Below are 26,397 nucleotides of genomic sequence, written 5' to 3' on the forward strand. Positions count from 1 at the left end.
TCATCCCCGGAAGTCTCCGCTTCCGAGCGGCACGGCGGAAGCCTCCGCTTCAGGCAGCTCGGAGAGCGGGCTGCCTGGGCTGCTTACCGTCAGCTTCAGCAGTTGAACGAAGCCGTTCATTAGCCTATCAAGCTCGTACGGCTTGAAGACGCCGCCGGCGTATTCGAAGAGGAGCTCAATCCCGCCGCTGCCGAGGTCCACAGCCCCGGCGGACAGGAGGGCCATCCGTTCGCCGTTCCTCTCCGCATACGGAGTCAAGAGGAGATCCCGGGTTCGCAGCCCGTCACCCGGCTGGTTCTGTACCTGGAACGAAAGATCGAACCGGGGTCTTCCGGAGGGGATCCATTCCCCGGCTTCCAGCTTGGGCAGCAGCTCCTGGAACGGATAGTCCTGGTGCTCGAAGGCCGCAAGCGCCGTCTCCCTCACCTCTTCCAGCAGGCTGAGCAGCGTTTGCCCGGCATCCGGACGCACCCGCATGGCCAGCGTGCCGCCGAGCGGTGCGATCCAGTCCGCAGTTCCCGGATGACTGCGTCCCCCGCTTGGGGCCGGGATGACGAAGTCCGTCTGGCCGGTCATCTTGTACAGCAGCGCGCTGAACGCGGTCAGCAGCACCATGTATAAGGTGGCCCCCCGGGACGCCGCGAGCTCCCTCAGCTGCATCGCAAGCTCCGGATCGAGCCGCGCGGTCAACCGGCCGTCCTCCTCCGGACCGGCCGGGTCATCGGCGCCGGCGGTCAGGGAAGTCACCGGCACGGCGTCCGCCAGCTGCTCCAGCCAGTAGGCTTCCTGGCGCAGCCACTCGGGCGACCGCACCGCGGACTGCTGCCATACCACGTAGTCCTTGTACTGCAGATGCAGCTCGGGAAGCTCCTCTCCCGCGTAGAACCGCAGCAGCTCGGAGACCAGCACACCGGTGGACAGTCCGTCGGCAATGGTGCGGTGCAGATCGATCAGAAGCAGGCTGCTGTCCGGTCCGGTCCATACCAGATCGGCCCGGATCAGCGGCGCCTTCTCCAGCCGGAACGGCCGGAGGAAGGACCGGATGACCGCGTCGAGCGCTTCCGGGGAAGCAGCCGATTCCGCCAGCTCAAAGTCCACTTCTTCGTGAATCCGCTGCACCCATGTGCCGTCCTGCCGCTCGAAGGAGGTTCGCAGCGTCTCATGACGGGCGATCACTCGGCGGAAGGCCGTCTGGAGCCGCCCGGCATCCGGCGTCCCTTCGATCCGCAGGGCCCGCATCAGATGTGTACGGGAACCCAGCGGGTCCGCCTCGTGAAGTCTGAGCTGTTCGGCCTGAGCTGCGGACACCGGATAGGTATCCCTGGCCGCTGCACGGGTCAGGGCACGATAGAAGCTGTCTCCGGCATGGCTTGCGGCCAGGTAAGCGGCCATCTCCCGCACCGTCGTGTGGGTGAATACGGCTCTCAGCGGAAGATCCGCCAGGAGCTCCCGGCCCACCGCCTCCTTGAGCTGGATGGCCTTCAAGGAATGGCCGCCCAGGTCGAAGAAGCTGCCGTCCATTCCGAAGTCGTCCGAGCCGAGCACATCGTGCCAGACCCGGAGCAGCTTCGCCTCCAGTCCCGTCTGCGGCGCCGACCATTCGGCCCGGACACCCGGCACGACCTCCTCCGGCAGCGGCAGCGCCTTGCGGTCGATCTTGCCGTTGGCCGTGACCGGCATGCTCTCCAGCCGCACGAAGTGCGACGGGATCATGTAGTGCGGCAGGCTGCCCGCAAGGTACGCGGCCAGCTCCGCCGGCTCCGGCGCCTGCGTCCCCGTATAGTAGGCGCAGAGGCGGGATTCTCCGGCACCGTTCGTCAGCGCCGTCACAACCGCCTCGGTAACCTCCGGATGGTCCGCGAGCTTGTTGTCGATCTCCCCAAGCTCGATCCGGTACCCCCGGACCTTCACCTGGTGGTCCCGGCGCCCGAAGAATTCGATCACGCCTCCCTCGCGCCAGCAGCCCAGGTCCCCCGTCCGGTACAGCCGTCTTCCCGGCTCCGGCCAGAACGGATCTTCGCCGAAGGCCAGCGCCGTCCGCTCCCCATCGTTCAGGTACCCGCGGCCTACGCCGATGCCGGATACCCAGATCTCGCCCTTGACGCCCAGCGGGCACGGCTGCCCATAGGCATCCACGATATAGATCCGGAAGCCCCGCACCGGCCGCCCGACCGGAATGGACTCCATGTCCGGCGTGCGGTCCATGATGTAGTGGGTGATGTCGTCGGAGGCTTCCGTCGGCCCGTACGCATTGACGACCGGAATCGCCGGATACAGGCGGAACCAGCGCTGCACCACATTGCGCTTGAGCGCCTCACCCGTCGCCACCAGATAGGCCAGCGAGGTCAGGGACGGACGCTCCGCCTCCAGCCGGTCCAGCAGCACGGCCAGATACGAAGGCACGGTCTCGAGAATCGTCACCCCGTCGCCCATGACCTGTCCGAGAAAGACCTCCGGCTCCAGGATCACGTCGTTCGGGTAGATCACCGTCGTCCCGCCCTGCGTCAGGGCCGAGAAGAACTGCCACACCGAGATATCGAAGCAGTGGGACGCATTCTGCGCCACGACGCTCCGCTCCGTGATCTGCAATTCCTCAATCTTGGCCAGAAGGTGGTTCATCATGCCGCGGTGCTCGACCATGGCGCCCTTCGGCCTGCCGGTCGACCCCGACGTATAGATCACGTAAGCGAGGGCGTCCGGATCATGCGGCAGCGATGCGGCCGTTTCTTCCGGAGCGGACCGCTCTTCCAGCCGGTCGAGCTCCAGCACGGTGCAGCCGAGCTCCCGCCTCAGCTCCTCGCTGAGGTGCGCGGATTCGGTCAGCAGCACGGCGGCTTCGGCATCCGCCAGCATGCCCGCGGTCCGGGCGGCCGGATACTCCGGATCGACCGGGATATACGCCCCGCCGGCCTTCCAGACGGCGAGGATGCACTCGACCATGCGCGGCGAGCGGTGCATCAGGATGCCGACCCGCGCCTCCCTGCGGAGGCCGAGCCCGGCCAGCACGCGGGCCAGCCGGTCCGCCCGCTCGTTCAGCTCACGGTAGGTCACCCGCTCTTCGCCGAAGATGACGGCGGTGCGGTCCGGATGCTCCCCGGCCCGCGCTTCGATCAGCCCGTGGATCGACTGCTCCACGGCCGGATCTCCCGGCCGCTCGTCGAACCAGGCCCCGAGCATCTCGGCCCGCTCCGCTTCCGTCAGCAGGCAGATGCTGCCGACCGTCCGCTCCGGCTCCGCGGTCATCTGCCCGAGCACTTCGAGATAGTGCCCGGCCATCCGCTCCACGGTCTCCCGGTCGAACAGACTCGTCCGGTAGCCCCAGGTGAAGCGCAGGCCTTCCGGCGTGTCCGAGGCTTCCAGCGTCAGATCGAACTGGGCGGCACGCTCCTCCATCTCATAAGGGGCGAACGTGCTGCCCTCCAGCTCGAACTCCCTGTCTTCCATGCCGCCGCCCATATTCTGGTAAGCAAACATGACGTCGAACAGCGGGCTCCGGCTCAGGCTGCGCTCCAGCCGGAGCTCATCGACCAGCTCCTCGAACGGGTAGTCCTGATGCTCGAAGGCTTCCAGTGAGTCTCTGCGGACCTCGGAGAGCAGCTCCATAACCCGCTTGCCGCCCTCCGGCGCCATCCGCAGCGCCAGCGTTCCGACGAACATGCCGACGACCTCCTGAAGTTCAGGTGCCGACCTGCCCGCCACCGGCGTGCCGACGACGAGATCCTCCTGCCCGGAGTATTTGGAGAGCAGGATGCCGTAAGCGGCCTGCAGCACCATATAGACCGTCGTGCCGCTCTTGGCGGCGAGCGCCGAGATCCGGCGGGTCAGCTCCTCCGTGCCTGCCGCCGCGAGCAGCGCTCCTTCAGCATCCTGCACGGCAGGCCGCGGACGGTCCAGGGGCAGCTCCAGGACCGGCAGCTCGCCCGAGAACCGCTCCAGCCAATACCCCCGCTGGCTGCGGATCCGCTCCTGCTCGCTGCGGCTTCCCTGCCACTGGCTGTAGTCCTTGTACTGCCGCGCCGGCTCCGGCAGCCCGGCGCCGGCGTAGAGCGCCTGCAGCTCCCGGATGATCATCTGTACGGACATGCCGTCCGCAATGATATGGTGAATGTCAAAGAGCAGAAGGGTCTCTTCCCCGCAGCGGATCAGGCCTGCCCGCAGCAGCGGGGCCGTTCCCAGATCGAAGGGCCGGATGAAAGCCTTCACGGCCTCCTTGGGTGCGTTAGCGCCAGCGCCTGACGGCACTTCCGCCTGCTCCAGCTCGAATGGAACCTCGGCATGGACCCGCTGAACGGGTTCGCCGCCGGAAAGCTCGAACGAGGTACGGAGCGCTTCGTGTCTGCGGATCAGCTCACGGAAGGCACTTTCAAGCCGCTGCGCATCCAGTCGGCCCTCCATCTTCAGGACGGTCGGCAGGTTGTAGCTCGTCTGCTCCTTGTCCATCTCGTGCAGGATGAAGAGCCGCTTTTGGGCAAAGGAAGCCCTGTACGTCTCCTGCGGTGCCGCCCTGGGAACCGGTACATACGTCCCCTTCGCGCTATCTTCCAGCAGAGCGGCCAGCTCCCGGATCGTCGGCCGTTCGAAGACGGCCCTTACCGGCAGCTCGGTGCCGTTCTCCCTGTGGATACGCGAGGCGAGCTGTGCCGCTTTGAGCGAGTGCCCTCCGAGATCGAAGAAGGAATCGTCGATGCCTACCGCCTCCGCTTCCCTGCCGAGCACCTCGCTCCACAAGCGGACGAGCAGGCGTTCGCTTTCCTTCTCCGGAGCTGCGTAAGGCGCGGAACCGGGCCGGCTGTCCGGCTCCGGCAGGGCCCTCCGGTCAATCTTCCCGTTGGGGGTCAGGGGCAGCTTGTCCATCGCGACGAAGGCCGCCGGAATCATATAGTCCGGCAGGCTCGCCGCCAAATGGGCCCGCAGCTCCGCCGTGTCCGGCACCTCGCCGGGGTGTCCGCTCCAGTAGGCGCACAGGCTGAGGAGTCCGCCCTCATCCCTGCGGTCCACCACGACCGCTTCCCTCACGCCCGGGTGCTGCAGCAGCACGGATTCGATCTCGCCCAGCTCGATCCGGTACCCCCGGATCTTCACCTGGTGGTCGATCCGGCCGAGATATTCCAGCTGCCCGTCCGGCAGCCAGCGGGCCAGGTCTCCCGTGCGGTAGATGCGTCCGCCGGGCACATCCGGACGGCTGACGAACTTCTCCGCCGTCAGCTCCGGCCTGTGCAGGTAGCCGTCCGCCAGCCCTGTGCCCGAGATGCACAGCTCGCCCGCAGCACCCGGAGGAACCCGGTTCAGGTCACGGTCCAGCAGATGGACCTGCATCCCGGCGACCGGCCGGCCGATCGGAACGGGAGAGGCGGCAGTGCGCGCGTCTCCCTCCTGCGGCCGCCACAGGGTGGTAATGATGCTGGCCTCCGTCGGCCCGTAGGCGTTCACGTACGTGAGGTGACGGCTCCATTCGTCCACCTGCTCGGCAGGGGCTTCGGAGCCTCCCGTCACCAGCAGCCTGAGGGAAGCCAGGCGGGGGATCGGCAGCTGCAGCGCATAGGCCGGAGGCAGAAGCGCCACCGTAATGCCCTGCTCCCCGAATAACCGTTCCAGCCGCACCGGGTGGTGGAGCACCTCCTTCGGAGCGAGCACCAGCGCGGCTCCGCTGAGCAGCGCGGTCCAGATCTCCCATACGGAAGCGTCGAAGGACAGGCTGGCAAACTGCAGCATCCGGTCCTCAGGACCGACGCCGTATTCCTGACGGAAGGTCTCGAGCAGGTTGGTTACGCCGCGGTGCGGCACCGGTACTCCTTTGGGCCGCCCCGTCGTTCCGGACGTGTAGATGACATAAGCGGTGTCATCCGGATCCCCTTCCGCAAAGCCGTCAGGGTTCGCCTCTCCGGACGTATCTCCGAAAGGCTCCACGTCTCCGTGCCCGATCAGCCCCCCGTCGATCCGGAGCAGGCAGCCCGCAAACCGCAGACTGTCCGGCAGCTCCTTCTCCGTCAGCAGGAACCCGGTCCCGCTGTCATCCAGGATGTACTGGATGCGGTCCGCCGGATATTCCGGATCGATCGGCAGGTAGGCTCCCCCGGCCTGGAGAATCGCAAGCAGGGAGACGACCATCTCGGCCGAGCGTTCGGCGAGCACGGCCACCAGCGTATGCCGTCCGACTCCGCGGGCCTTCAATGCGGCGGCCATCGCTGCGGCTCTCGCCTGCAGCACGGCATAGGTCAGCTTCTCACCGCCCAGCAGTACCGCCGGCGCTTCCGCATGGCCGGCAGCCGTCTCCGCGAAGACATGATGGATGAGACGCCGGCTTGCCTGCTCCGCGTCCCCCGCGCTGCCGGTGCCGCCCTGTCCCTGCCAGCCCGCCAGCAGGCGCTCTTCCCGCTCCGTCACGATCTCCAGCTCACGAACCGGTCTATGCGGGTTCTCCGTTACCAGATCGATCAGCCGTTCCAGATGTCCCGGCAGGGAGACCAGGATGCGCTCCTCATACACACCCTCCCGGAAGCTCAGCTTCACGGTCAGGTCCGCTCTCGGCGCCACGGTAACGGAGAGCGGGTAATGCGTCTGTTCGAAGACGCCGGCGCCGGTGATCCGGTACCCCAGGTTGAAGGTCTCCCCGATCGCGTCCGCTTCCTGCTCCAGCGGGTAGTTCTCGAAGGCGACAATATGATCGAGCAGATGCTGCTGAAGGCCGCTCTGCGCCTGAATTTCATAGAGCGGGTACGTATCGTGCTCCCTGGCGTTCAGGGCATCCAGCGCCGCCGACTTCAGCACACCCGCGAAGGAATCTCCGTCTCCCGTGCGGATCCGCACCGGAATCGTGTTGATAAACAGGCCGACCATCCGCTCGATGCCCTCGATTTCGGGCGGCCGTCCGGAGACGACGGCGCCGAACAGGACATCCGGGGTGTTGTTGTATTTTTGAAGCAGAATGCCCCACAGGGTCTGAAAGACGGTATTCAGGGTGACCCCTTCGGCTCTTGCGAGCTCCTGGAGTTTCGAAGTCCGCTGCTCGTCGATCACGAAGATCCGTTCCTTCTGCCGGAGCTCCTGCTCCGCGCGGCTTCGGAAGCCGGCCTTCGGCAGACCGGTCTGCATCTCGAACCCGCCCAGATAGGCGGACCAGTAAGCGGCGGCGTCCTGCCCGCTGCGCTGCTCCATCCAAGCGGCGTACCTTCCATACGCCGGGGCAGGCTCGGCGGCCGGGAGCTGATCTTCACGCAGCAGAGCGTACGTCTCGAACCACTCCTGCAGCACAATCCCGAGGCACCAGCCGTCCATCAGGATATGGTGGAAGCTCCACACGAGCTCGTACCGCTGCGGTTCCAGCTTCACCAAAGCCGCACGCATCGGTGTCGAACGGCTCCAGTCGAAGCCCCGCTTGCGCTCCCGGTCGGCGAATTCGGCGAACGCCGCCTGGCGTGCCCCTTCGGGCAGTGCAGTGAGATCCAGCACCGTCAGGGGCTCCAGCGTGCTCTCCCGCAGCACCACCTGCACCGGCTGCTCCAGCGAGCTGAAGAGGAACACGGTGCGGAACATATCGTACCGCCCGGCAAGATGATCCAGGCTCCGCTGCAGGAGCTCCGCTTCCGGCGCCCCCTGCAGCGTCAGCGTCAGCTGCTGGAAGTAGGCCTGCGAGGCGGGGTCGTACATCCGCTGGAACATCAGCCCCTGCTGCAGCGGGGTCAGGGTATACACATCCTGAATGCCGAGGCCGGGTCCGATGAGACGGTACACCTGCTCCAGCTCGTGAAGCGGGATCCGGTTCGAGCTGATGTCGCTCGGCGTCAGCTCCCTCTCCCCCTTCTGCCGGCAGTGCTCGATGAGCTGCTTCAGCTGGGTCTCGAAGCGTCCGGCCCAGCCGGCCGCCGCCTCCGCGGCGAACTCGGCCGGATCGTAATCGATCACAAGCGTCAGCCTGCCGTCACGGATCCATCCGTTGATGTCCAGGGGATAGCGGCGCTCCAGCCTTGGGCTGACCTCGCGCCCCGTTTCATACTTCGAGAAGGCGAAGGAGCCGCCGTCCGCCGTGCCGTCCAGATCTCCCAGGTAGTTGAAGCCGATCTCCGGCCGTCTCGCGTTCCAGGAACCCGAGCCGGTCAGGGAGCCTTCGGTCATATACTTCAGGATGCCGTAACCAATGCCTTTGTTCGGCACCTGGCGCAGGGCTTCCTTGACCTTCTTCAGCCGGGTGCCTGCCGGCTCTCCAGAGCCGGCAGGGAGCACCAGCGGATACAAAGACGTAAACCAGCCTACCGTGCGGGAGATATTCAATCCTTCCGCAGCCGGGAAGGCTTCACGGCCGTGCCCCTCGAGCCAGACGCCGAAGCGGTCGCCGCCGGTCCATTCACTGAGAGAAGAGCCGAGGGCGGTCAGCAGCACATCGTTCATCTCGGTGTTGTAAGCCTGGTGCACCTCGGCGGTCAGCGCCGCCGTCTCCTCCACAGACAGCGTGATCCGCAGCTGTGCGGTGCCTGCCGCAGCAGTCCCATCCCCTGCGGGGACACCGGCTTCCGTCTCCTGTGCCGATCTCGGCAGAGGAGCGGGCTGCGCCTCCTCCATGCTTCTCCAATAGTCGAGTTCCCCGTCTGAACCCTGCTCCGCATAGCGGATCTGGGCCTCGGCCCAATCCCGGACGGAGTGTGTTTTGGGCGGAAGCTCCAGGGTCTTCCCCTGATCTCCCTGCCCGTACAGCTGCATGAAGTCCTCCAGAAGAATGCGCCACGAAATGCCGTCGATGACCAGGTGATGGGCGGTGAGAAAGAGGTGATCCCCCTCCGGTGTCCGGAACCAGGCCAGCTTGAGCAGCGGGCCTTCCTCGAGGCACATGCTCTCCTGGATGGTCTGCGTTACGCTGAGAATCCGTCCAGCCGTCTCTTCCTCCCGGACGATGTCGATCACCTGCAGCGTATAGAGAGACTCATTCAAGCCGCGCACACGCTGGTACGTTCTCCGGCCGCGCACGGGATAGCTGCTCCGCAGCGCATCGTGGTGGGTGACCAGCAGGTTCAGTACGCGTTCCAGCAGCGCTGCGTCCAGGCCGTCTCTGCGGTACAGCAGGACGGATTGATTGAAGTGATGACGATCCGTAAAATCCTGCTCCAGGAACCACCGCTGCATCGGCAGCATAGGTACTTCACCGGTAACCGGCGTCTGATCCGCCCGCCGTTCGACGGCGCGGACCAGAGGACTCAGCGTACGGATGGTCGGATGAAGGAACAGCTGCTTCATCTCAACCTGCAGCCCCGCCGCCAGCAGTCTGGCCGACACCTGGATCGCCTTGATGGAATCGCCGCCGGCATGGAAGAAGTGATCGTCGATCCCGATCTTCCTTCCGAGCAGGGCGCTCCAGACTTCGGCCAGCTTCCGCTCCATTTCCGTGGCGGGCGGCGTGAAGCCCGGCTGCGTGCCGTCCGTCTCCTCCGGCAGCGGCAGCGCCTTGCGGTCGATCTTGCCGTTGGCCGTAACCGGCATGCTCTCCAGCCGCACGAAGTGAGACGGGATCATGTAGTGCGGCAGGCTGCCCGCAAGGTACGCGGCCAGCTCCGCCGGCTCCGGCGCCTGCATCCCCGTATAGTAGGCGCACAGGCGGGATTCTCCGGCACCGTTCGTCAGCGCCGTCACAACCGCCTCGGTAACCTCCGGATGGTCCGCGAGCTTGTTGTCGATCTCCCCAAGCTCGATCCGGTACCCCCGGACCTTCACCTGGTGGTCCCGGCGCCCGAAGAATTCGATCACGCCTCCCTCGCGCCAGCAGCCCAGGTCCCCCGTCCGGTACAGCCGTCTTCCCGGCTCCGGCCAGAACGGATCTTCGCCGAAGGCCAGCGCCGTCCGCTCCCCATCGTTCAGGTACCCGCGGCCTACGCCGATGCCGGATACCCAGATCTCGCCCTTGACGCCCAGCGGGCACGGCTGCCCATAGGCATCCACGATATAGATCCGGAAGCCCCGCACCGGCCGCCCGACCGGAATGGACTCCATGTCCGGCGTGCGGTCCATGATGTAGTGGGTGATGTCGTCGGAGGCTTCCGTCGGCCCGTACGCATTGACGACCGGAATCGCCGGATACAGGCGGAACCAGCGCTGCACCACATTGCGCTTGAGCGCCTCACCCGTCGCCACCAGATAGGCCAGCGAGGTCAGGGACGGACGCTCCGCCTCCAGCCGGTCCAGCAGCACGGCCAGATACGAAGGCACGGTCTCGAGAATCGTCACCCCGTCGCCCATGACCTGTCCGAGAAAGACCTCCGGCTCCAGGATCACGTCGTTCGGGTAGATCACCGTCATCCCGCCCTGCGTCAGGGCCGAGAAGAACTGCCACACCGAGATATCGAAGCAGTGGGACGCATTCTGCGCCACGACGCTCCGCTCCGTGATCTGCAATTCCTCAATCTTGGCCAGAAGGTGGTTCATCATGCCGCGGTGCTCGACCATGGCGCCCTTCGGCCTGCCGGTCGACCCCGACGTATAAATCACGTAAGCGAGGGCGTCCGGATCATGCGGCAGCGATGCGGCCGTTTCTTCCGGAGCGGACCGCTCTTCCAGCCGGTCGAGCTCCAGCACGGTGCAGCCGAGCTCCCGCCTCAGCTCCTCGCTGAGGTGCGCGGATTCGGTCAGCAGCACGGCGGCTTCGGCATCCGCCAGCATGCCCGCGGTCCGGGCGGCCGGATACTCCGGATCGACCGGGATATACGCCCCGCCGGCCTTCCAGACGGCGAGGATGCACTCGACCATGCGCGGCGAGCGGTGCATCAGGATGCCGACCCGCGCTTCCCTGCGGAGGCTGTGCCCGGCCAGCACGCGGGCCAGCCGGTCCGCCCGCTCGTTGAGCTCACGGTAGGTCACCCGCTCTTCGCCGAAGATGACGGCGGTGCGGTCCGGATGCTCCCCGGCCCGCGCTTCGATCAGCCCGTGGATCGACTGCTCCACGGCCAGGTCTCCCGGCCGCTCGTCGAACCAGGCCCCGAGCATCGCGGCCCGCTCCGCTTCGGTCAGCAGGCAGATGCTGCCGACCGTCCGCTCCGGCTCCGCGGTCATCTGCCCGAGCACTTCGAGATAGTGCCCGGCCATCCGCTCCACGGTCTCCCGCTCGAACAGACTCGTGCGGAATTCCCAGAGGAACCGGAAGCAGCCGCCATCCGGCTCCTGTGAAGCTTCCAGCGTGAGATCCAGCTTCGCAGCCCGGTGCTCGAATTCAGCCTCCGTGATGCGCACGCCTTCCAGCTCCAGCTCGGTACGGTCCATGTTCTGATATACAAACATGACATCGAACAGCGGATTGCGCCTCACATCACGCTCCAGCTGAAGGTCTTCGACCAGCTTCTCGAACGGATAGGCTCCGTTCTCCAGCGCGTTCAACGCTTCCTCCTTCACCTCGTTCAAATAAGCGCGCACGGATTTGTCTCCCTGAGGCTTCCCGCGCAGAGCCAGAGTGCCGACGAACATCCCGACGACCGCTTCCAGCTCTGCCGAGGTCCGACCCGCTGCCGGCGTTCCGATAATGAGATCCTCCTGTCCCGAATACTTCGAGAGCAGGATCTGGTACGCGGCGAGCAGCACCATGTAGACGGTCGTTCCCGTACGCTCCGCCAGGAGCGTGATCCCCTCGGACAGGCTCCTGTCTGCGGATTGCACCAGGGCGCTGCCTGCAAAATCCTGCGCCGCCGGCCGGCTGCGGTCGGTGGGCAGCTCGAGGACCGGAAGCTCGCCTGCGAAGCGCTCCAGCCAGTAGGACTTCATCTTCAGAAGGCTCTCCTGCTGCCCGGCCGATCTCTGCCACTCGCTGTAATCCCGGTACTGCAGCGGAAGCTCCGGAAGCGGCTCTCCCCGGTACAGCGCCTGCAGTTCAGCGAGCAGGATCTGAACCGAAATCCCGTCCGAGATGATGTGATGCATATCGAAGAAGAGAAGCTGCTCAGCCCGAGCCGTAACCAGACTTACCCGCATGAGCGGAGCCCTCGTCAGATCAAAGGGCTTGATCCAGGAAGCGGCCGGTTCGTCCGGCCGGCTCATCGTCTCTTGGTCCGCTGACAGGAGCTCCAGGGCAAAGGACACCTCGTCGTGAATGCGCTGCACCGGCTCCCCGTCCAGCAGCTCGAAGGAGGTGCGGAGGGACTCGTGCCGCCGGATCAGCGCCCGGAACGCCTCATTCAGCCGATGAAGATCCAGATGTCCTTCCACCCGGTAGACGGACGGCAGGTTATATCCCGTCTGGCCGGATTCCAGCTGCTCCAGCACATAGATGCGCTGCTGGCCTGGAGATAACGGATACACCTCCCGTTTCTCCGAGCGCGGTACGATCGGGTTGGTCCGTGCCGCCCGCCCGCCGACGGCCTCGGCCAGTCCGCGGATTGTCGGCGACTCGAAGACGGCCTTGAGCGGCAAATCGACTCCGAAGTCCCGCTGAATCCGGCTGACGAGCTGTGCAGCCTTCAAGGAATGGCCGCCGGCCAGGAAGAAATCATCGTCAATGCCGATGCTCTCCGGACTCCGGCCCAAGAGCTCGCTCCACAGCTGGACGAAGAGGCGTTCATCTTCTCCCCTCGGAGCCGCGTAGGCCGCATGCCCGGCAGCCGGTGCGCTTGGCTCCGGCAGGGCTTTGCGGTCGACCTTCCCGTTCGGAGTCAGCGGCAGCTGCTCCATGGACACGAAGGCCGAAGGAACCATATAATCCGGCAGTGCCTGCAGCAGCGCCTGGCGCAGCTCCTGCGGCGCAAGCTCATCGCCGCTGAAGGTGCAGTAGGCGCAGAGGTACTTCGTCCCGCCGGCATCCAGACGGTCTATGACCACCGCTTCGCGCACCGGGCGGATTTGCAGCAGTGCCGCTTCAATCTCGCCCAGCTCGATCCGGAAGCCGCGGATTTTGACCTGGTGGTCGATCCGGCCCAGATACTCGAGCTGGCCGTCCGGCAGCCAGCGCGCCAGGTCGCCGGTCCGGTACATGAACCGGTCCGGCTCATAAGGATGCGGCACGAATTTCTCCGCCGTGAGCTCCGCTCGGTGGAGGTAGCCGTCCGCAAGCCCGATCCCTGCAATGCACAGCTCTCCGCTGATGCCCGGCACGGCCGGCTTCAAGTGACGGTCGACCACCTGAATTTCCGTCCCCGGGATCGGCCTGCCGATCGGAATCAGGGACGCCCCTGCGTCCTTTCCGCCCGGGGCTTCCCAGAACGTGGCGCAGACCGTCGATTCCGTCGGGCCGTACGCGTTGATGTAGCGCATGTGACGCCGCCATTTCCCGACCAGCTCACCGGAGGCTTCCGAGCCTGCCGTAACCACAAGCCGCATCGATTGAAGCTCTTCCGGCTGGAGATGCACCGCAAAGGTCGGCGGCAGGGTTGCGGCCGTTATCCCGTGATCAGCCATGAAAGCCTGCAGCCGGACGGGATGGTGAAGCACTTCCTTCGGTGCCAGGTACAGGGCGGCGCCTGTCAGGAGGCCCATGCCCATCTCCCATACCGAAGCGTCAAAGGAGAGGCTGGCGAACAGCAGCACCCGGTCTCCCGGTCCCATGCCGTAATGATCGATGAACGTCGCATGAAGTCCGGCGATCCCGCGGTGCGGAACCCTCACACCCTTCGGTCTGCCTGTCGTCCCTGACGTATAGATGACGTACGCCGGATCCGCTGCGGACACGGCCGGCAGCTCAGGCTGGCCAGCCTGAGGGAGCACGGCGTCATCATCGAGCGGGATCACCCGGCCCTCGAACGGAATCCCTCCCCTGCGGAACCCTTCGGTGAGCAGCAGCTTCACCCCGCTGTCCGTCAGGAGGTAGCGGATCCGCTCTTCGGGGTAATCCGGATCCACCGGAAGGTAGGCACCGCCGGCCTTCAGGATGCCGAGGAGGGCCGAGACCGTCTCCGGTGAGCGGTCGGCCATCACACCGACAAGCTCTCCCCGCTGCAGCCCTTCGCTGAGGAGCAGACCGGCGATCCGGTTGGCTCTCTCGTCCAGCTCGCGGTAGCTTAAAGTCGTCTGCCCGCCGATCAGGGCAAGGGCATCGGGGGTCCGGCGGACCTGAGCTTCAAACAGACCGTGGAACGTGGAGCCAAGTGCCGGGACGCTTCCGTTTGGCCGGTTAAACCCGGCCAGGATCGCCTGCTCTGCCTCGGTCACGATATCAATCTGGGCGACCTCCACCTCTGGGTTTTCCGTTACTTGATCGATCAGCCGGCGCAGATGTCCGGGCAAAGCTTCCAGCACCCTGGCATCGTAGGTATCCATGCGGTATCCGATGCGCAGGGTCAGCTCCTCTCCCGGGAAGACCGACACCGCCATCGGGTAATGGCTGCGCTCGAATACGTCCGCCCCGGTAACCTGCCAGCCGTGAGTCAGCTTCTGCGCTGCGCCGCCTGCCTGCTCGTCCAGCGGGTAATTCTCGAACGCCACGACATGGTCGAACAGATGCTGGCTGAGGGCGCTCCTCTTCTGGATGTCCGAGAGCGGATAGAAGTCGTGCATACGGGACTTCAGCGCCTCCTCCGCCAGGTGCCGCAGCGCCTGCGAGAACGTCCGGCCGTCCGGAATGCGCACCCGTACCGGTACCGTATTGATGAACAGGCCGACCATGCCCTCGATGCCCTCGATCTCCGGCGGGCGGCCGGATACCACCGAGCCGAAGACCGCATCGTCCGTGTTGTTATACTTGTGAAGCAGAATGCCCCACAGCACCTGGAATACGGTGCTGAGCGTCACGCCGTGGGCCACGGCCAGCGCCTGCAGACGGGCCGTCGCGTCGGCTCCGAGTCCGAAGCTCAGCTCCCGGTACTCTCCTTCTTGTCCGGGAAGAGAGATGCCTGCCCGGGGCAAGCCGGTCTGCGTCTCGTAACCGGCCAGCACTTCGCTCCAATAGGCTTCGGCCGCACGGAGATCCTGCTTCTCCAGCCAGTGGATGAAGGTGCCGTAGTCCGCACCCTTCCCTACTTCGGCGGCCTGCCCCCGGCTGCGTGCTGCGTAAGCATCCGCCCACTGCCGGAACACGATGCCGAGGCACCAGCCATCCATGAGCAGGTGGTGGAAGCTCCACACCAGCCTGGAAGTCCGTTCGCCGGTGCGGATCAGTCCGAGACGCATCGGCGTGGCCAGGCTCAAGTCGAATCCTCGCTCACGCTCGGCCTCTTCATAACGCTTCACGGCAGAGCCGAACGCCTCCTCATCCAGCGCGCGGAGATCCAGCAGCTGCATCCGCGGCATAGTGCGGTGTGCAAGCACGGCCTGCAGCGGCCGCTCCAGCGACTCGTAGAGGAAGACCGTACGGAACATATCATGCCTTGCGGCGAGATCGGCGAAGCTGAGCTCCAGGAGCTCCGGATCGACGTCTCCCTCCAGGGTGAGGGTGAGCTGTTGAAAATACGCCGGCGACGACGGTTCCTTCCGCGCATGGAAGAGCAGTCCTTCCTGCATCGGAGAGAGCGGGTACACATCCTGCAGCTCCATACCCGCAGGAATCATGCGGTAGACGGCTTCCAGCTCACGGCTTCCGATTCCTCCGGACCGGAGATCGCTTGGCGTCAGCTCCGTTCCCCCTCTTGCATGGCAGTGCTCCGTCAGGCGGACGAGGTGATACTGAAGACGCTCGGCGAACGTCCGCACCTCCCCACCCTCCAGCTCGGACGGATGATAATCGACCACGAACGTAAGTTCGCCATCCGTGATCCAACCGTTGATATCAAGCGGATGTCTCCGCTCCATCCCGGAGCTGATCTCGAGGCCCGTACCGAAGCGGGACCGGGTAAAGAGCCCCCCGTCCAGCGCCCCGTCCAGGTCGCCCATATAGTTGAATCCGATCTCCGGCCGGGCTCCAGTATGCAGATGACCATCCTCCCGCTTCGGAGCCAAGTACTTCAGTATGCCGTACCCGGCCCCTCTGCGCGGGACTGAGCGGAGAGCCTCCTTGACGGCCTTGATCAGCCTTCCCTCCTCCGCTTCCGCTTCGACGGGAAGAACCACCGGGTAGAGCGACGTGAACCAGCCGACCGTCCGGGACAGTTCGAGTCCGGCGGTATCATCCCGGCCGTGTCCTTCCAGCCATACGCCGATCCGGTCTCCGCCCGTCCACTCCTGTACGGCGCAGCCGAGCGCCGCCAGCAGCAGGTCATTCATCTCCGTCCGGTAAGCCCGGTGGGCACCGGACGTCAGGCGCTGCGTCTGCTCCCGCGTCAGGGAGACGCTCACCTGTTCACTGCCCCCGGTCAGCAGGGATTCCGTCTGCTTCTTCACCGGAAGAGCTGCGAATCCTCCCTCCAGCTTGGCCTGCCAATAAGCCTGCTCCTGCTGCAGCTGCTCCCCTTCCGCCTCTTTCTCCAGCGTGAGGACCCAGTCGCGGTAGGCATGCGTTTTGGACGGGAGTTCCAGCTCTTGTCCCTCCAGGCTTTGTCCGAGAAGCGCCGTGAAATCCTCGATCAGAATGCGCCAGGATACGCCGTCTACCACCAGGTGGTGAATGGCGATCAGGAGATGATCTCCTTCCTGCGTCCGGAACAAGCCCATACGGACCAGCGGGCCCTGTACCGGATCCATGCCGGACTGCAGCGCTTCCGCCCTCCGCCGGATCTCCTCCTCCGGCGCTTCGAGGGAGCGGAGATCCGCCGTTTCGAGCACGAACGCCTTCGCGTCCGTACCGCGTACACGCGATCTGCCTTCCGTCCATTCGGGGAACACGCTTCTCAGCACATCATGATGCTCTGTCAGCATGGACCAGATGAGATCGAGCTGACCTTCGTCGAAGCCTTCCCTGCGGTACAGCATGACCGACTGGTTAAAATGATGGGCATCCGTAAACCCGCTTCCGACAAACCAGCGCTGGATCGGGCTCAGCGGGACGTCCCCTGTAACGGCTCCCTGCTTGATGTTCATCTGAAGCTGCTTCACATGGGGAGCCAGCTGACGGATCGTCGGACTGACGAACAGCTGCTTCATCTCGAGCTGCAGCCCCGCCTTATGAAGCCGTGCGGACACTTGAATCCCCTTGATCGAATCCCCTCCCAAGTGGAAGAAGTGATCGTCGATCCCGACGGCGGTCCCGAGCAGGGCCGACCAGATCTCGGCAAGCTTGCGCTCGACGGCCGTGCGGGGCTCGGCATACTCCGTGCCCCGGCCGGCAGCAGCCGACGGTGCCGGCAGCGCTCTGCGGTCCAGCTTGCCGTTCGCCGTCACAGGAAGCCGGTCCAGCTGAACGAAGTACTGCGGGATCATGTAATCCGGCAGATGGGTTCCTGCATACTCGCGCAGCTCCGGGATGCTCCAGGTGCGCTCCGAGACCAGGTATGCGCAGAGGTACGTATGCCCTCCCTCATCCTTGCCGGCTGTAACTATAGCCTCGCGGATATCGTCATGGGCCAGCAGCCGGTTCTCAATCTCGCTGAGCTCGATACGGTGACCCCGGATTTTGACCTGCTGGTCCATCCGCTCCAGATACTCCAGCGTGCCGTCCGGCAGCCAGCGGACCAGGTCGCCGGTCCGGTACATCTTGGCCCCTTCGAGGAAAGGGCACGGCACGAATTTCTCCGCCGTGAGCCCGGGGCGGTGCAGATAGCCGGCCGAGAGTCCACGGCCCGCGATGCACAACTCGCCGGGAACCAGCGCAGGCTGGAGGGTGCCCTCCGGGCTGACCACGAACAGCTGCATCCCGCGTACCGGCATGCCGATCGGTACCGATGATGCTGCAGGGTCCAGCCGGTCCACCGGATAGAATGCAGCCAGCACCGTCGTCTCCGTAGGCCCGTAGGCATTGATGAGCCTTCCGGGCCCGAGCTGCTCGAGCGCACGCCGGACGTGGGAGAGCGATGCTTTTTCCCCGCCGAACAGAATCTTCCGCATGCCCCGCAGGCAGTCGATGTCCTCATCCACCAAGGCATGGAACAGCGCCGTTGTTATCAGGCCTACCGTCACGTTCTCTTCCCTGATCCGTGTCGAAAGCAGACTCAGGTCGCGGACCGCGTCGCTGTCGACAAGCAGAAGTCTGGCCCCGTTCAGCAGCGCCCCGAAGATGTCGAAGACCGAGCCGTCGAAGGCGTAGTTGGAGAACTGCAGCACGGTATCCCGCTCGTGGATATCATGATAATTCGTATTCCTGGCGATATGATCGACATTGTCGTGGGTCATGCGGGTCCCCTTGGGCTGTCCCGTCGTACCCGACGTGTAGATGACGTAGGCGGTATCGCTTCCTCCGTTCACCGGCACCAGGTTGGAGCCGTCCGCGTGATACGTCTCTTCGCGGTCGAGGAACAGCCGGAGACCGCCGAAGCTCTCCACCGCTTCACCCGCTGTGCCGCTGCCCATCAGCAGCACACCCGTGCCGCTGTCCTGCAGCATATAGGCGATCCGCTCTTCGGGGTACTGCGGATCGATCGGCAGGTAGGCGCCGCCGGCCTTCAGGATGCCGAGGATGCCGACGATCATGTGGACGGAGCGCCCTGTGAGCAGGGCCACCAGGGTATCCGGCTTCACACCCCGCTCGCGCAGGGTCCGGGCGAGACGGTTGGCCCGCTCGTTCAGCTCCCGGTAGGTGAAGCTGACCGGGCCATGTGTCAAGGCCGGCCGATCCGGGTACAGGGCGGCCTGCTCTTCGAAGATCACCGCGACGCTCCGGGAAGGCTCGACGGCTGCGGAAGGCCGGCACAGGAAGGCCAGCATCTCCGCTTTCTCGGCTTCGGTGATGAGCTCATAGCTGCCGAGAAGCGCTTCGGGCTGATCGGCGATCTGAACCAGGAGATGCAGGTAGTGACCTGCCAGCCGCACGGCGGACTCCTTCTTGAACAAGGCTGAAGCATATTCGAGCACGAAGCGGATTCCCTCCGTCTCCGGGAACGCTTCGAAGCGTCAGATCGAACTTGGCCTTCCGGCTTGGGGCCGCATACGGAGTCACCTGAAGACCGCCCGCCCGGACGGGCTCCATCTCCATATTCTGCATGGCAAAAGCGGCGTCGAACAGCGGATTGCGGCTGGCGTCGCGCTCAAGGCGGAGCCTGTCGATCAGTTCTTCGAGCGGATAGTCCTGATGGTCGTAAGCACCAAGCGCCGTTTCCTTCACTTCCGCCAGATAGCCCATGAACGTCTTGGCGGCCTCGGGACGCGTCCGCAGAGGCAGCATGTTGACGAACATGCCGATGATCGGCTGCAGATCGGCATGCGGCCGTCCGGCGATCGGCGAGCCGGCGACGATGTCGTCCGAGCCCGTATATTTGGCAAGCAGCAGGTGGTAGGCGGCGGTCAGGACCATGTTCAAGGTCGCTCCCGCACGGGCGGCGAGCTCCGTCAGCCGGGTCTGCAGTTTCCCGTCTGCCCGGAATTCCCATTCCCCGCCTTCAAAGCTGCGGAACGCGGGACGCGGATAATCCGTCGGCAGATTCAGCACCGGGATCGTGCCCTGGAACCGGCTCAGCCAGTAGTCGGCCTGCTCCCCCATCCTGCCGTCCTGGAGCAGGTGGTTCTGCCATGCCGCGTAGTCCTTGTATTGGACCGGCAGCGGAGCCGACAGACGCCCTTCATAGCCCTCGGCGATCTCCCGCAGCGCATGGGAGACGGATACCCCATCCGAAATGATATGGTGCATGTCGACGAGGAGCAGATGCTTCCGTTCATGGATGCGGATCAACGCAAACCGCACGAGCGGGGCGGCGGACAGATCGAACGGCTCGGTGAAGCCAAGAAGCGCAGCCTCGATTTCCTCTTCCGCAAGCTCAAGCACCGCCAGCGGACTCACGGCAGGTTCATGTACGCACTGCACCGGAATGCCGTCCACCAGATGGAACGACGTCCGGAGCGATTCATGCCGGCTCATCAGCGATTGGAGCGAAGCCTCCAGCCGCCCGCGATCAAGCTCCCCTTCCAGAAGCAGCGCGCCCGGCATGTTGTATGCCGTGCTCTTCTTATCCATCTCGTGGATCATATACAGGCGCCGCTGGGCCGGGGAAAGCTCGTAATGCTCCTTCAGCCTCACCGCCGGAATTCGGACCGCGCCCGACTGGTCCAGGGTCCCGAGGTAGGCGGCCAGCTCCCGGACCGTCGGCCGGCGCAGCAGCTCCCGCAGCGGCACCTCAGTCCCAAAGGCCTGGTGAATGCGCAGGGCAAGCAGCTGGGCCTTCAGTGAATGGCCCCCGAGCTCCAGGAACGAGTCCAGCACACCCACCGGCCGGACATCAAGCAGCTCCTCCCAGATCCCGGTGAGTATGTTCTCCGTATTATTGGCCGGCGCTTCATAAGCGGTGCCCGGGCGGATGAAACCCGCAGGCTCCGGCAGCGCCTTCCGGTCGAGCTTTCCGTTGGCCGTCACCGGCAGGGCGTCCAGCTGAACGAAATAAGACGGGATCATGTACGATGGAAGCTGGGCGGACAGATGGTCTCGCAGCTCGGCCGGCGGCACTTCCCGGTCCGCCGCAAAGTAGGCGCACAGCACCTGGTGTCCCTGCCCATCCTTCCTGTCCAGTACCACCGCTTCCCGGACCGCCTCATGCGCCTGCAGCTGCACCTGAATCTCGCCGAGCTCAATGCGGTACCCGCGGATTTTGACCTGGTGATCCACCCGGCCGAGGAACTCGATCACGCCGTCTTCCATAAAACGGGCACGGTCCCCCGTCTTGTAGATGCGCGCCCCGGGGCTGTCCACGAACGGATTCGGAAGGAAGCTGGCCCGCGTCAGCTCCGGATCATGGTAGCCGTCGGCGAGACAGTCCCCCGCCGATGTAGAGCTCTCCGGCCACCCCGATCGGGCAAGGCTCCAGCTGCCCGTCGAGAATATAGTAGTACGCATTCTGGATCGGCCTGCCGTAAGGGATGCTCGTCCAGGCCGGATCGATCCCTCCGATATCGAAGGAATTCGACCAGACGGCGGCTTCCGTGGCCCCGCCCAGCGAGACGATGTTCGCGCTCGGGAAGGCAGACTTCATCGCCGGCGGGAGGGTCAGCGGAATCCAGTCCCCGCTCTGGAACACGAGCCGCAGGCGGCTGTCCGGCTGGGCCGGCAGGGCTCTGCAGATGAGGCAGCAGCTGCGAAAGGGCGGCAGGCGCCGAATCCCAGAACGTGATCTGCTCATCCCGCAGCAGCTCTACGAGACGGCCCGGATCGCGCACATCCCCTTCGGAAGCGATATGAACGGAGCCCCCGGCTGCCAGCAGCCCGAAGATATCGAAGACGGACAGGTCGAAGCAGACGGAGGTCACGAAGAGCACCCGGTCCGACGGTCCGAAGCCATAGGTGCGGTGCGCCCAATCGATCAGGTTGATCACCGGCCGGTGACGCACCAGCACCCCCTTCGGGGTACCGGTGGAACCGGACGTGAAGATGGCATAGGCGTATTCTCCGGATCCCCCGGCATGCGGAAGATTCGGCACCTCCTCCGCCGGAAGGTCCGGGGAATCGAGCCGTGTGACGGCGAACCCGCAGCCCGCTTCCAGTCCCACGGACTCCACAAGCGGAGTCAGGGACGACTGGGTCACCATATGACGGATATCCAGCAGACGCGTGATGCCCGCGATCCGGTTCACGGGGAACCCGGGCTCGAACGGCACATAGGCTCCGCCGGCCTTCAAGATGCCCAGCAGGCCGGCGATCAGCTCCGGCGACCGTTCCATGACGATGCCGACGAATGTGCCGGGGCCCACTCCCTGGCTTCGCAGCCTCAGCGCCAGCCGGTTGGCCAGCAGGTTCAGTTCCCGGTAGGTCAGCGTGCGGCCTTCTTGTACGAGAGCCGCCGCATCGGGACGGGCTGCGGCCTGTTCCTCGAAGAGGCCGTGCAGCGTCTTCTCCGCGGGATAAGGACGGTTCGTCTCATTGAACGCGTACAGCAGCGCTTCCCGCTCCGCCGCATCCGTGAGTCTCACCTCCGAGAGGCGCACGGACGGAACGGCAGCCATCTGTTCCAAGATATGCTGCCAATGCCTGCCAAGACGCTTTATAACTCCATGCTCATAAGCAAGCGCATTGTAATTGAACTTGATCCGCAGCTCCTCGCCCGGAATGAGAATGACGTTGAGGTCATAGTTCGTCTGCTCGAAGGATTGAAAGTCACTCAGCGTAAAGCCGATCTCCGGAAGTCCGAACATCCGCTCAACAGCGGTTTGGTCCGCCTGGAACTGCTCGAGCACGAGGATATGGTCGATCAAGCCCTGCCCCATGGGTGTCAGTGCCTGGATGTCCGTCAGCGGTTCATTGTCATATCTGCCTCCCGACTCGACGGATTGGTCTCGGACCTGGTGCAGCAGCGCCTGCAGGGTCGGGTTCTCTTCCATCCGGATGCGTACCGGCACGGTATTGATGAACAAACCGACCATGCGTTCCACGCCGGAGAGCTCGGCCGGCCGCCCGGAGACGACATGGCCGTAGACTACGTCCTGAACCGAATTGTATTTGGCAAGCAGTACGCCCCAGGTCGTCTGAAGCAGATGATGCAGGGTCGCTCTCTGAGAACGGGCCAGCTTGTCCAGTCTTGCGGTCAGGTCCGCCGGCAGCCTCCACTCCGTCTCCATCGCCTCGTAGCCTTCCGTACCGGTATAGCCCGAACGCTTGGGCACGCCCGTCTGCTGCTCGAAGCCCTGCAGCTTCTCCCGCCAGTATGCGGCCGCTTCCGCCGGATTCTGGGAGTACAGCCAGTCGATAAAACGTTCGTAAGGCTGTTCCGGAGCGAGATCCAGCTCCACCCCCCGCGTCAGGCTGCGGTAGCATGCCAGCAGATCCTGCAGGAGCAGGCTGACGCACCAGCCGTCCATGATGATGTGATGGTGGGTCCAAGCGATCGTCCACGTGTCCTCTCCGGTCCGGATGGCCGTGTACCGCAGGAGCAGGTCGCGCTTCAGGTCGAAGCCCCGGGCGCGGTCCTCGCGGATCAGCTCGTCGGCTGCGCGCCGGCGCTCTTCCCCGGGGAGATGGGTGAGATCCATATCGAAGCCCTCGGCTTTCCTGCGGGCCGTCACGATCTGCAGAGGACGGGTCTCCGCGTCGAGGAAGACAGTTCGCAGCACGCTGTAACGGTCGATCAGCATCTGTACGCTCGCGTGGAAGGCTTCCGGGTCAAAGGTGCCGGTAACCGTGAATACAAGCTGCTCCGTATACATCTCGGAGTGCGGATGCAGCTTCTTGTAGAACAGCATCGCCTCTTGGAGCGGAGTCATCGGGTACACTCTCTGCACCTCGGCTCCCGGCAGCCCTTCCTTCAGAAGGGTGCTAAGGCGGGCAACCTCCTCAGGGCGGAGTCCGTGTTCGGCCAAAGGAGCCTGCGTCTGTCCGCCTTCCGTGCCCTTTCCGCTTTCCTCCCGGGTCATGTGTGAAGCCAGCAGTCCGATGGTCGGATACTGGAACAGATCCTTCATCCCGACCTTCCAGCCCGTCTGCTGCAGCCGGGAGACGATCTTCAGCGCCTGGATGGAATCCCCGCCGAGCTCGAAGAAATGGGCCTCCGCCGAGAGCTCCGGCAGTCCGAGGATATCCGACCAGATGCCGGAGAGCACCTTCTCCTGCTCGGTCCTCAGCGGAGTCCGAACCCCGCCGGTCTCTCCTTCCTGTGCGGAAACCGGTCTCGGGAGTGCCTTCCGGTCGATTTTGCCGTTCGGCGTGACCGGCATCTCCTCCAGCCGGATGAAATGCGAGGGCACCATATAATAAGGCAGCTTCCCGGACAAAAAGGCCTTAAGTGCCGATGCGTCGGTTTCTTCCGGCGAGGTGTAATATGCGCACAGGAACGTACGCCCGGTGCTGTCCGTCAGGTCCAGCGTCACCGCCTCCGAGACCGACGGGTGATTGGCCAGCGCGTTGTCGATCTCACCGAGCTCGATGCGGTAGCCCCGTACTTTCACCTGATGGTCCTTGCGGCCGAAGAATTCGATCGCTCCCTCGGGAAGCCATCTGCCGAGGTCCCCCGTCTTGTACAGCCGTCTGCCCGGCTCCCCGGCGAAGGGGTCCTCCATGAATGCGGCTTCCGTCCGCTGAGGGTCGAATAGGTACCCTCTTCCCACGCCAATGCCGGATACCCAGATCTCTCCCTTGGCTCCCGCCGGGCATAAGCGTCCCTGAGGGTCGGTGATATAAATGCGGAACCCGCGCAGCGGAAAGCCCACAGGGACCGTATCGTACGGAGGCGTCTCCCGCATGAGGTAGTGGGTGATGTCATCCGAAGCCTCGGTAGGTCCGTAGGCATTCATCACCGGAATGTCCGGGTACAGCCGGAACCAGCGCTCCGCCACATTGCGCTTCAGGGCTTCGCCCGTGGAAAGGAGAATGCGCAGAGCGGGAAGCTCCCTCTCCGCCCCTTCCAGGGCATCCAGCATCACGGCGAGATAAGAGGGGACGACCTCGAGCACGGTAATGCCATCGTGTACCACGGCATCCAGGAAGCCGTGCGGGTTCAGCACTTCCTCGCTGCCGTAGATCACCGTCCGGCCGCCCGTGCACAGCGCCACGAAAAACTGCCATACGGAGATGTCGAAGCAGTGCGAGGCGTTCTGCGCCACCACACTGTGCTCGTCGATCCCCACATCTTCAATCTTCGCCAGCATATGGTTCATCATGCCGAGGTGCTCCACCATGGCCCCTTTCGGTTTCCCTGTGGAGCCTGAGGTGAAGATCACGTAGGCAAGCCGGTTGATGTCGGAAGGCAGGCCCGGATTCGCCTCGGAGCAGGACGCCAGGGTCTCATCCATCCGGTCCAGCTCCAGAACGGCGGTGCCCTCCAGGGCTTCCCGAAGCTCCTCTGTTAGCGCATCCGATTCCGTCAAAAGCACCTCAGCCCTCGCATCGCCCATAATCTGCAGGATCCGTCCGGCAGGATAATACCGGTCCAGGGGAATATAGGCTCCGCCCGCCTTCCAGACCGCGAGGATCGAGGCCGCCATCAGCGGGCTTCGGCTCATGAGGATGCCGACCAGTCCCTCCGTCTGCAGGCCGCTGACCAGCAGCAGGTGTGCAATCCGGTTGGCGGCCGAGTTCAGTTCCCCATAAGTCCACGACCGGCCCTGATAAACGAGGGCGGTATGATGCGGCATCTCCCGGGCCATCCGCTCGAAGCGTTCAGGAAAAGTCATACCGACCTCTTCCTGCAGCTTGTGCGGCTGCAGTGCGGTCAGCGTCCCGCGCTCCTCAGCGTCGCAGAGCTCCAGGGCGGTAAGCGGCTGCGTATCGTCCCTCAGGATCTGGGCAAGCAGATTCGACGTGCGGCGGTGGATGAGCCGGATCTCTTCCTCCCCGAACACATCGGTGCGGAATTCGTAGTTGATATCCATCTCGCCCGATTCCTGCCACTCCTTGATGTTGATCACGAGATCGTCCGTTTCGTGGCCGGAGAAGACATAATCGGTCCGGTTCCCGAGCAGGTCGTAGCGCGCCACGTCAATGGCCTGGTATTGAAGCGAGATCGAGAAGATCCGGTTCAGGTCGGGATCCTTCTCCCGGATGAGCTGCATGATCAGATTGAACGGGAACCGCTGGTGACGGATCACGCTCATCTGCTGCAGGTGCACCTCGTTCAGGAACGTATGGAAATCCGCATGGGTCGGTACATCGATCCGGATGGGCGTCGTGCTGGTGAACATCCCCATCGTTTTCTTCTCTTTGGCATTGGTGCGGTTGGTAAAGTTCGTGCCGATCACGACGGTTTCATTCGAGGTCATATGATGAATATGCAGGCTGAACAGGGCCAGGAATACCGTAAACAGACTCCGGCTGCGGCTGCGCCCGTACTCCTTCAGCGCCTCCCGCAGCTCCGGCTCCAGACGGTAGCGGATCTGCCGGGCCGCCGTGCTTCCGGCGAACGGACGGTAGGGCTTGAGATCCGACGGATCCGGCAGGGTGCCGAAGGTCTCCGCCCAATACTGCCGGTCTTTACGGAAGCGGCTCGAGAGCTCGTATTCTTTTTCCGAGGTGATGTAATCGATATAGGAAGGCCTCATCTCTAGCTGCCGGTCAGGTTCCGCATGCAGGAGAGTATAGGTTTCGAGGATGTCGTTGGTCGTCATGGCCAGGGAGTAGCCGTCGGTGATCAGGTGATGGATCTTGCAGATCAGCCAGCTCTCCTCATCCGAGAGGCGCAGCAGCGTGAAGGCATACAGGGGAGTATCAAATAAAGGGAAGCATTCGTTCACGTGGGCTTCGAGCCATTGCTCGGCCGCTTCCTGCGCATGGTCATACCCGCGAAAATCGACCGCTTGCAGCTCGCAGGGCTCGGGGGGTGCGGCGTACTGCGCCGGTTCGCCGGATTCACCGGAGAGAAACCGGATGCGCAGCGCCTCATTGGCTTCGATGACGGAGCTGACCGACCGGGCGAACAGCCCTTCCTGGATGGCAGAGGTGATCACGGATTTGGAAATGAGATTGGCAATCGGGGAATCGGGGGACATCTGCGTGGAATACCAAATTCTTCTTTGCGCATAAGTCAAAGGGTACGTCAAAGGGGAATTCATGAAGTAAGCAACCTCCAT

At 64.4% G+C, this 26,397-nt stretch carries 3 protein-coding genes and 1 pseudogene; all 4 read right to left on the minus strand.

The genetic code is table 11. The features are described 5' to 3' along the window. Entirely contained in the window at positions 1-18,774 is an 18,774-nt protein-coding gene (locus tag PM3016_RS21995) for a non-ribosomal peptide synthase/polyketide synthase (protein WP_081484341.1), read from the minus strand. After that, positions 18,656-20,743 (minus strand): condensation domain-containing protein, encoded by a 2,088-nt coding sequence (locus PM3016_RS36810; protein ID WP_081484342.1) that lies wholly within the window; start codon positions 20,741-20,743, stop codon positions 18,656-18,658. The genes PM3016_RS21995 and PM3016_RS36810 overlap by 119 nt, the downstream gene beginning before the upstream one ends. After that, entirely contained in the window at positions 20,640-21,026 is a 387-nt protein-coding gene (locus tag PM3016_RS41465; RefSeq protein WP_420798973.1) for an AMP-binding protein, read from the minus strand. The genes PM3016_RS36810 and PM3016_RS41465 overlap by 104 nt, the downstream gene beginning before the upstream one ends. After that, a pseudogene (locus PM3016_RS22000) lies at positions 21,022-26,397 on the minus strand (amino acid adenylation domain-containing protein); the annotation flags it as partial. The pseudogene PM3016_RS22000 and the gene PM3016_RS41465, both read right to left, overlap by 5 nt.

Source organism: Paenibacillus mucilaginosus 3016 (assembly GCF_000250655.1).
GTDB classification, from domain to species: Bacteria; Bacillota; Bacilli; order Paenibacillales; family NBRC-103111; genus Paenibacillus_G; species Paenibacillus_G mucilaginosus.

Coding starts and splice junctions, on each gene's coding strand:
- PM3016_RS36810 (WP_081484342.1), bottom strand. CDS start 20,743: ATGCGTACTACTATATTCTCGACGGGCAGCTGGAGCCTTGCCCGATCG.
- PM3016_RS41465 (WP_420798973.1), bottom strand. CDS start 21,026: ATGAGCAGATCACGTTCTGGGATTCGGCGCCTGCCGCCCTTTCGCAGC.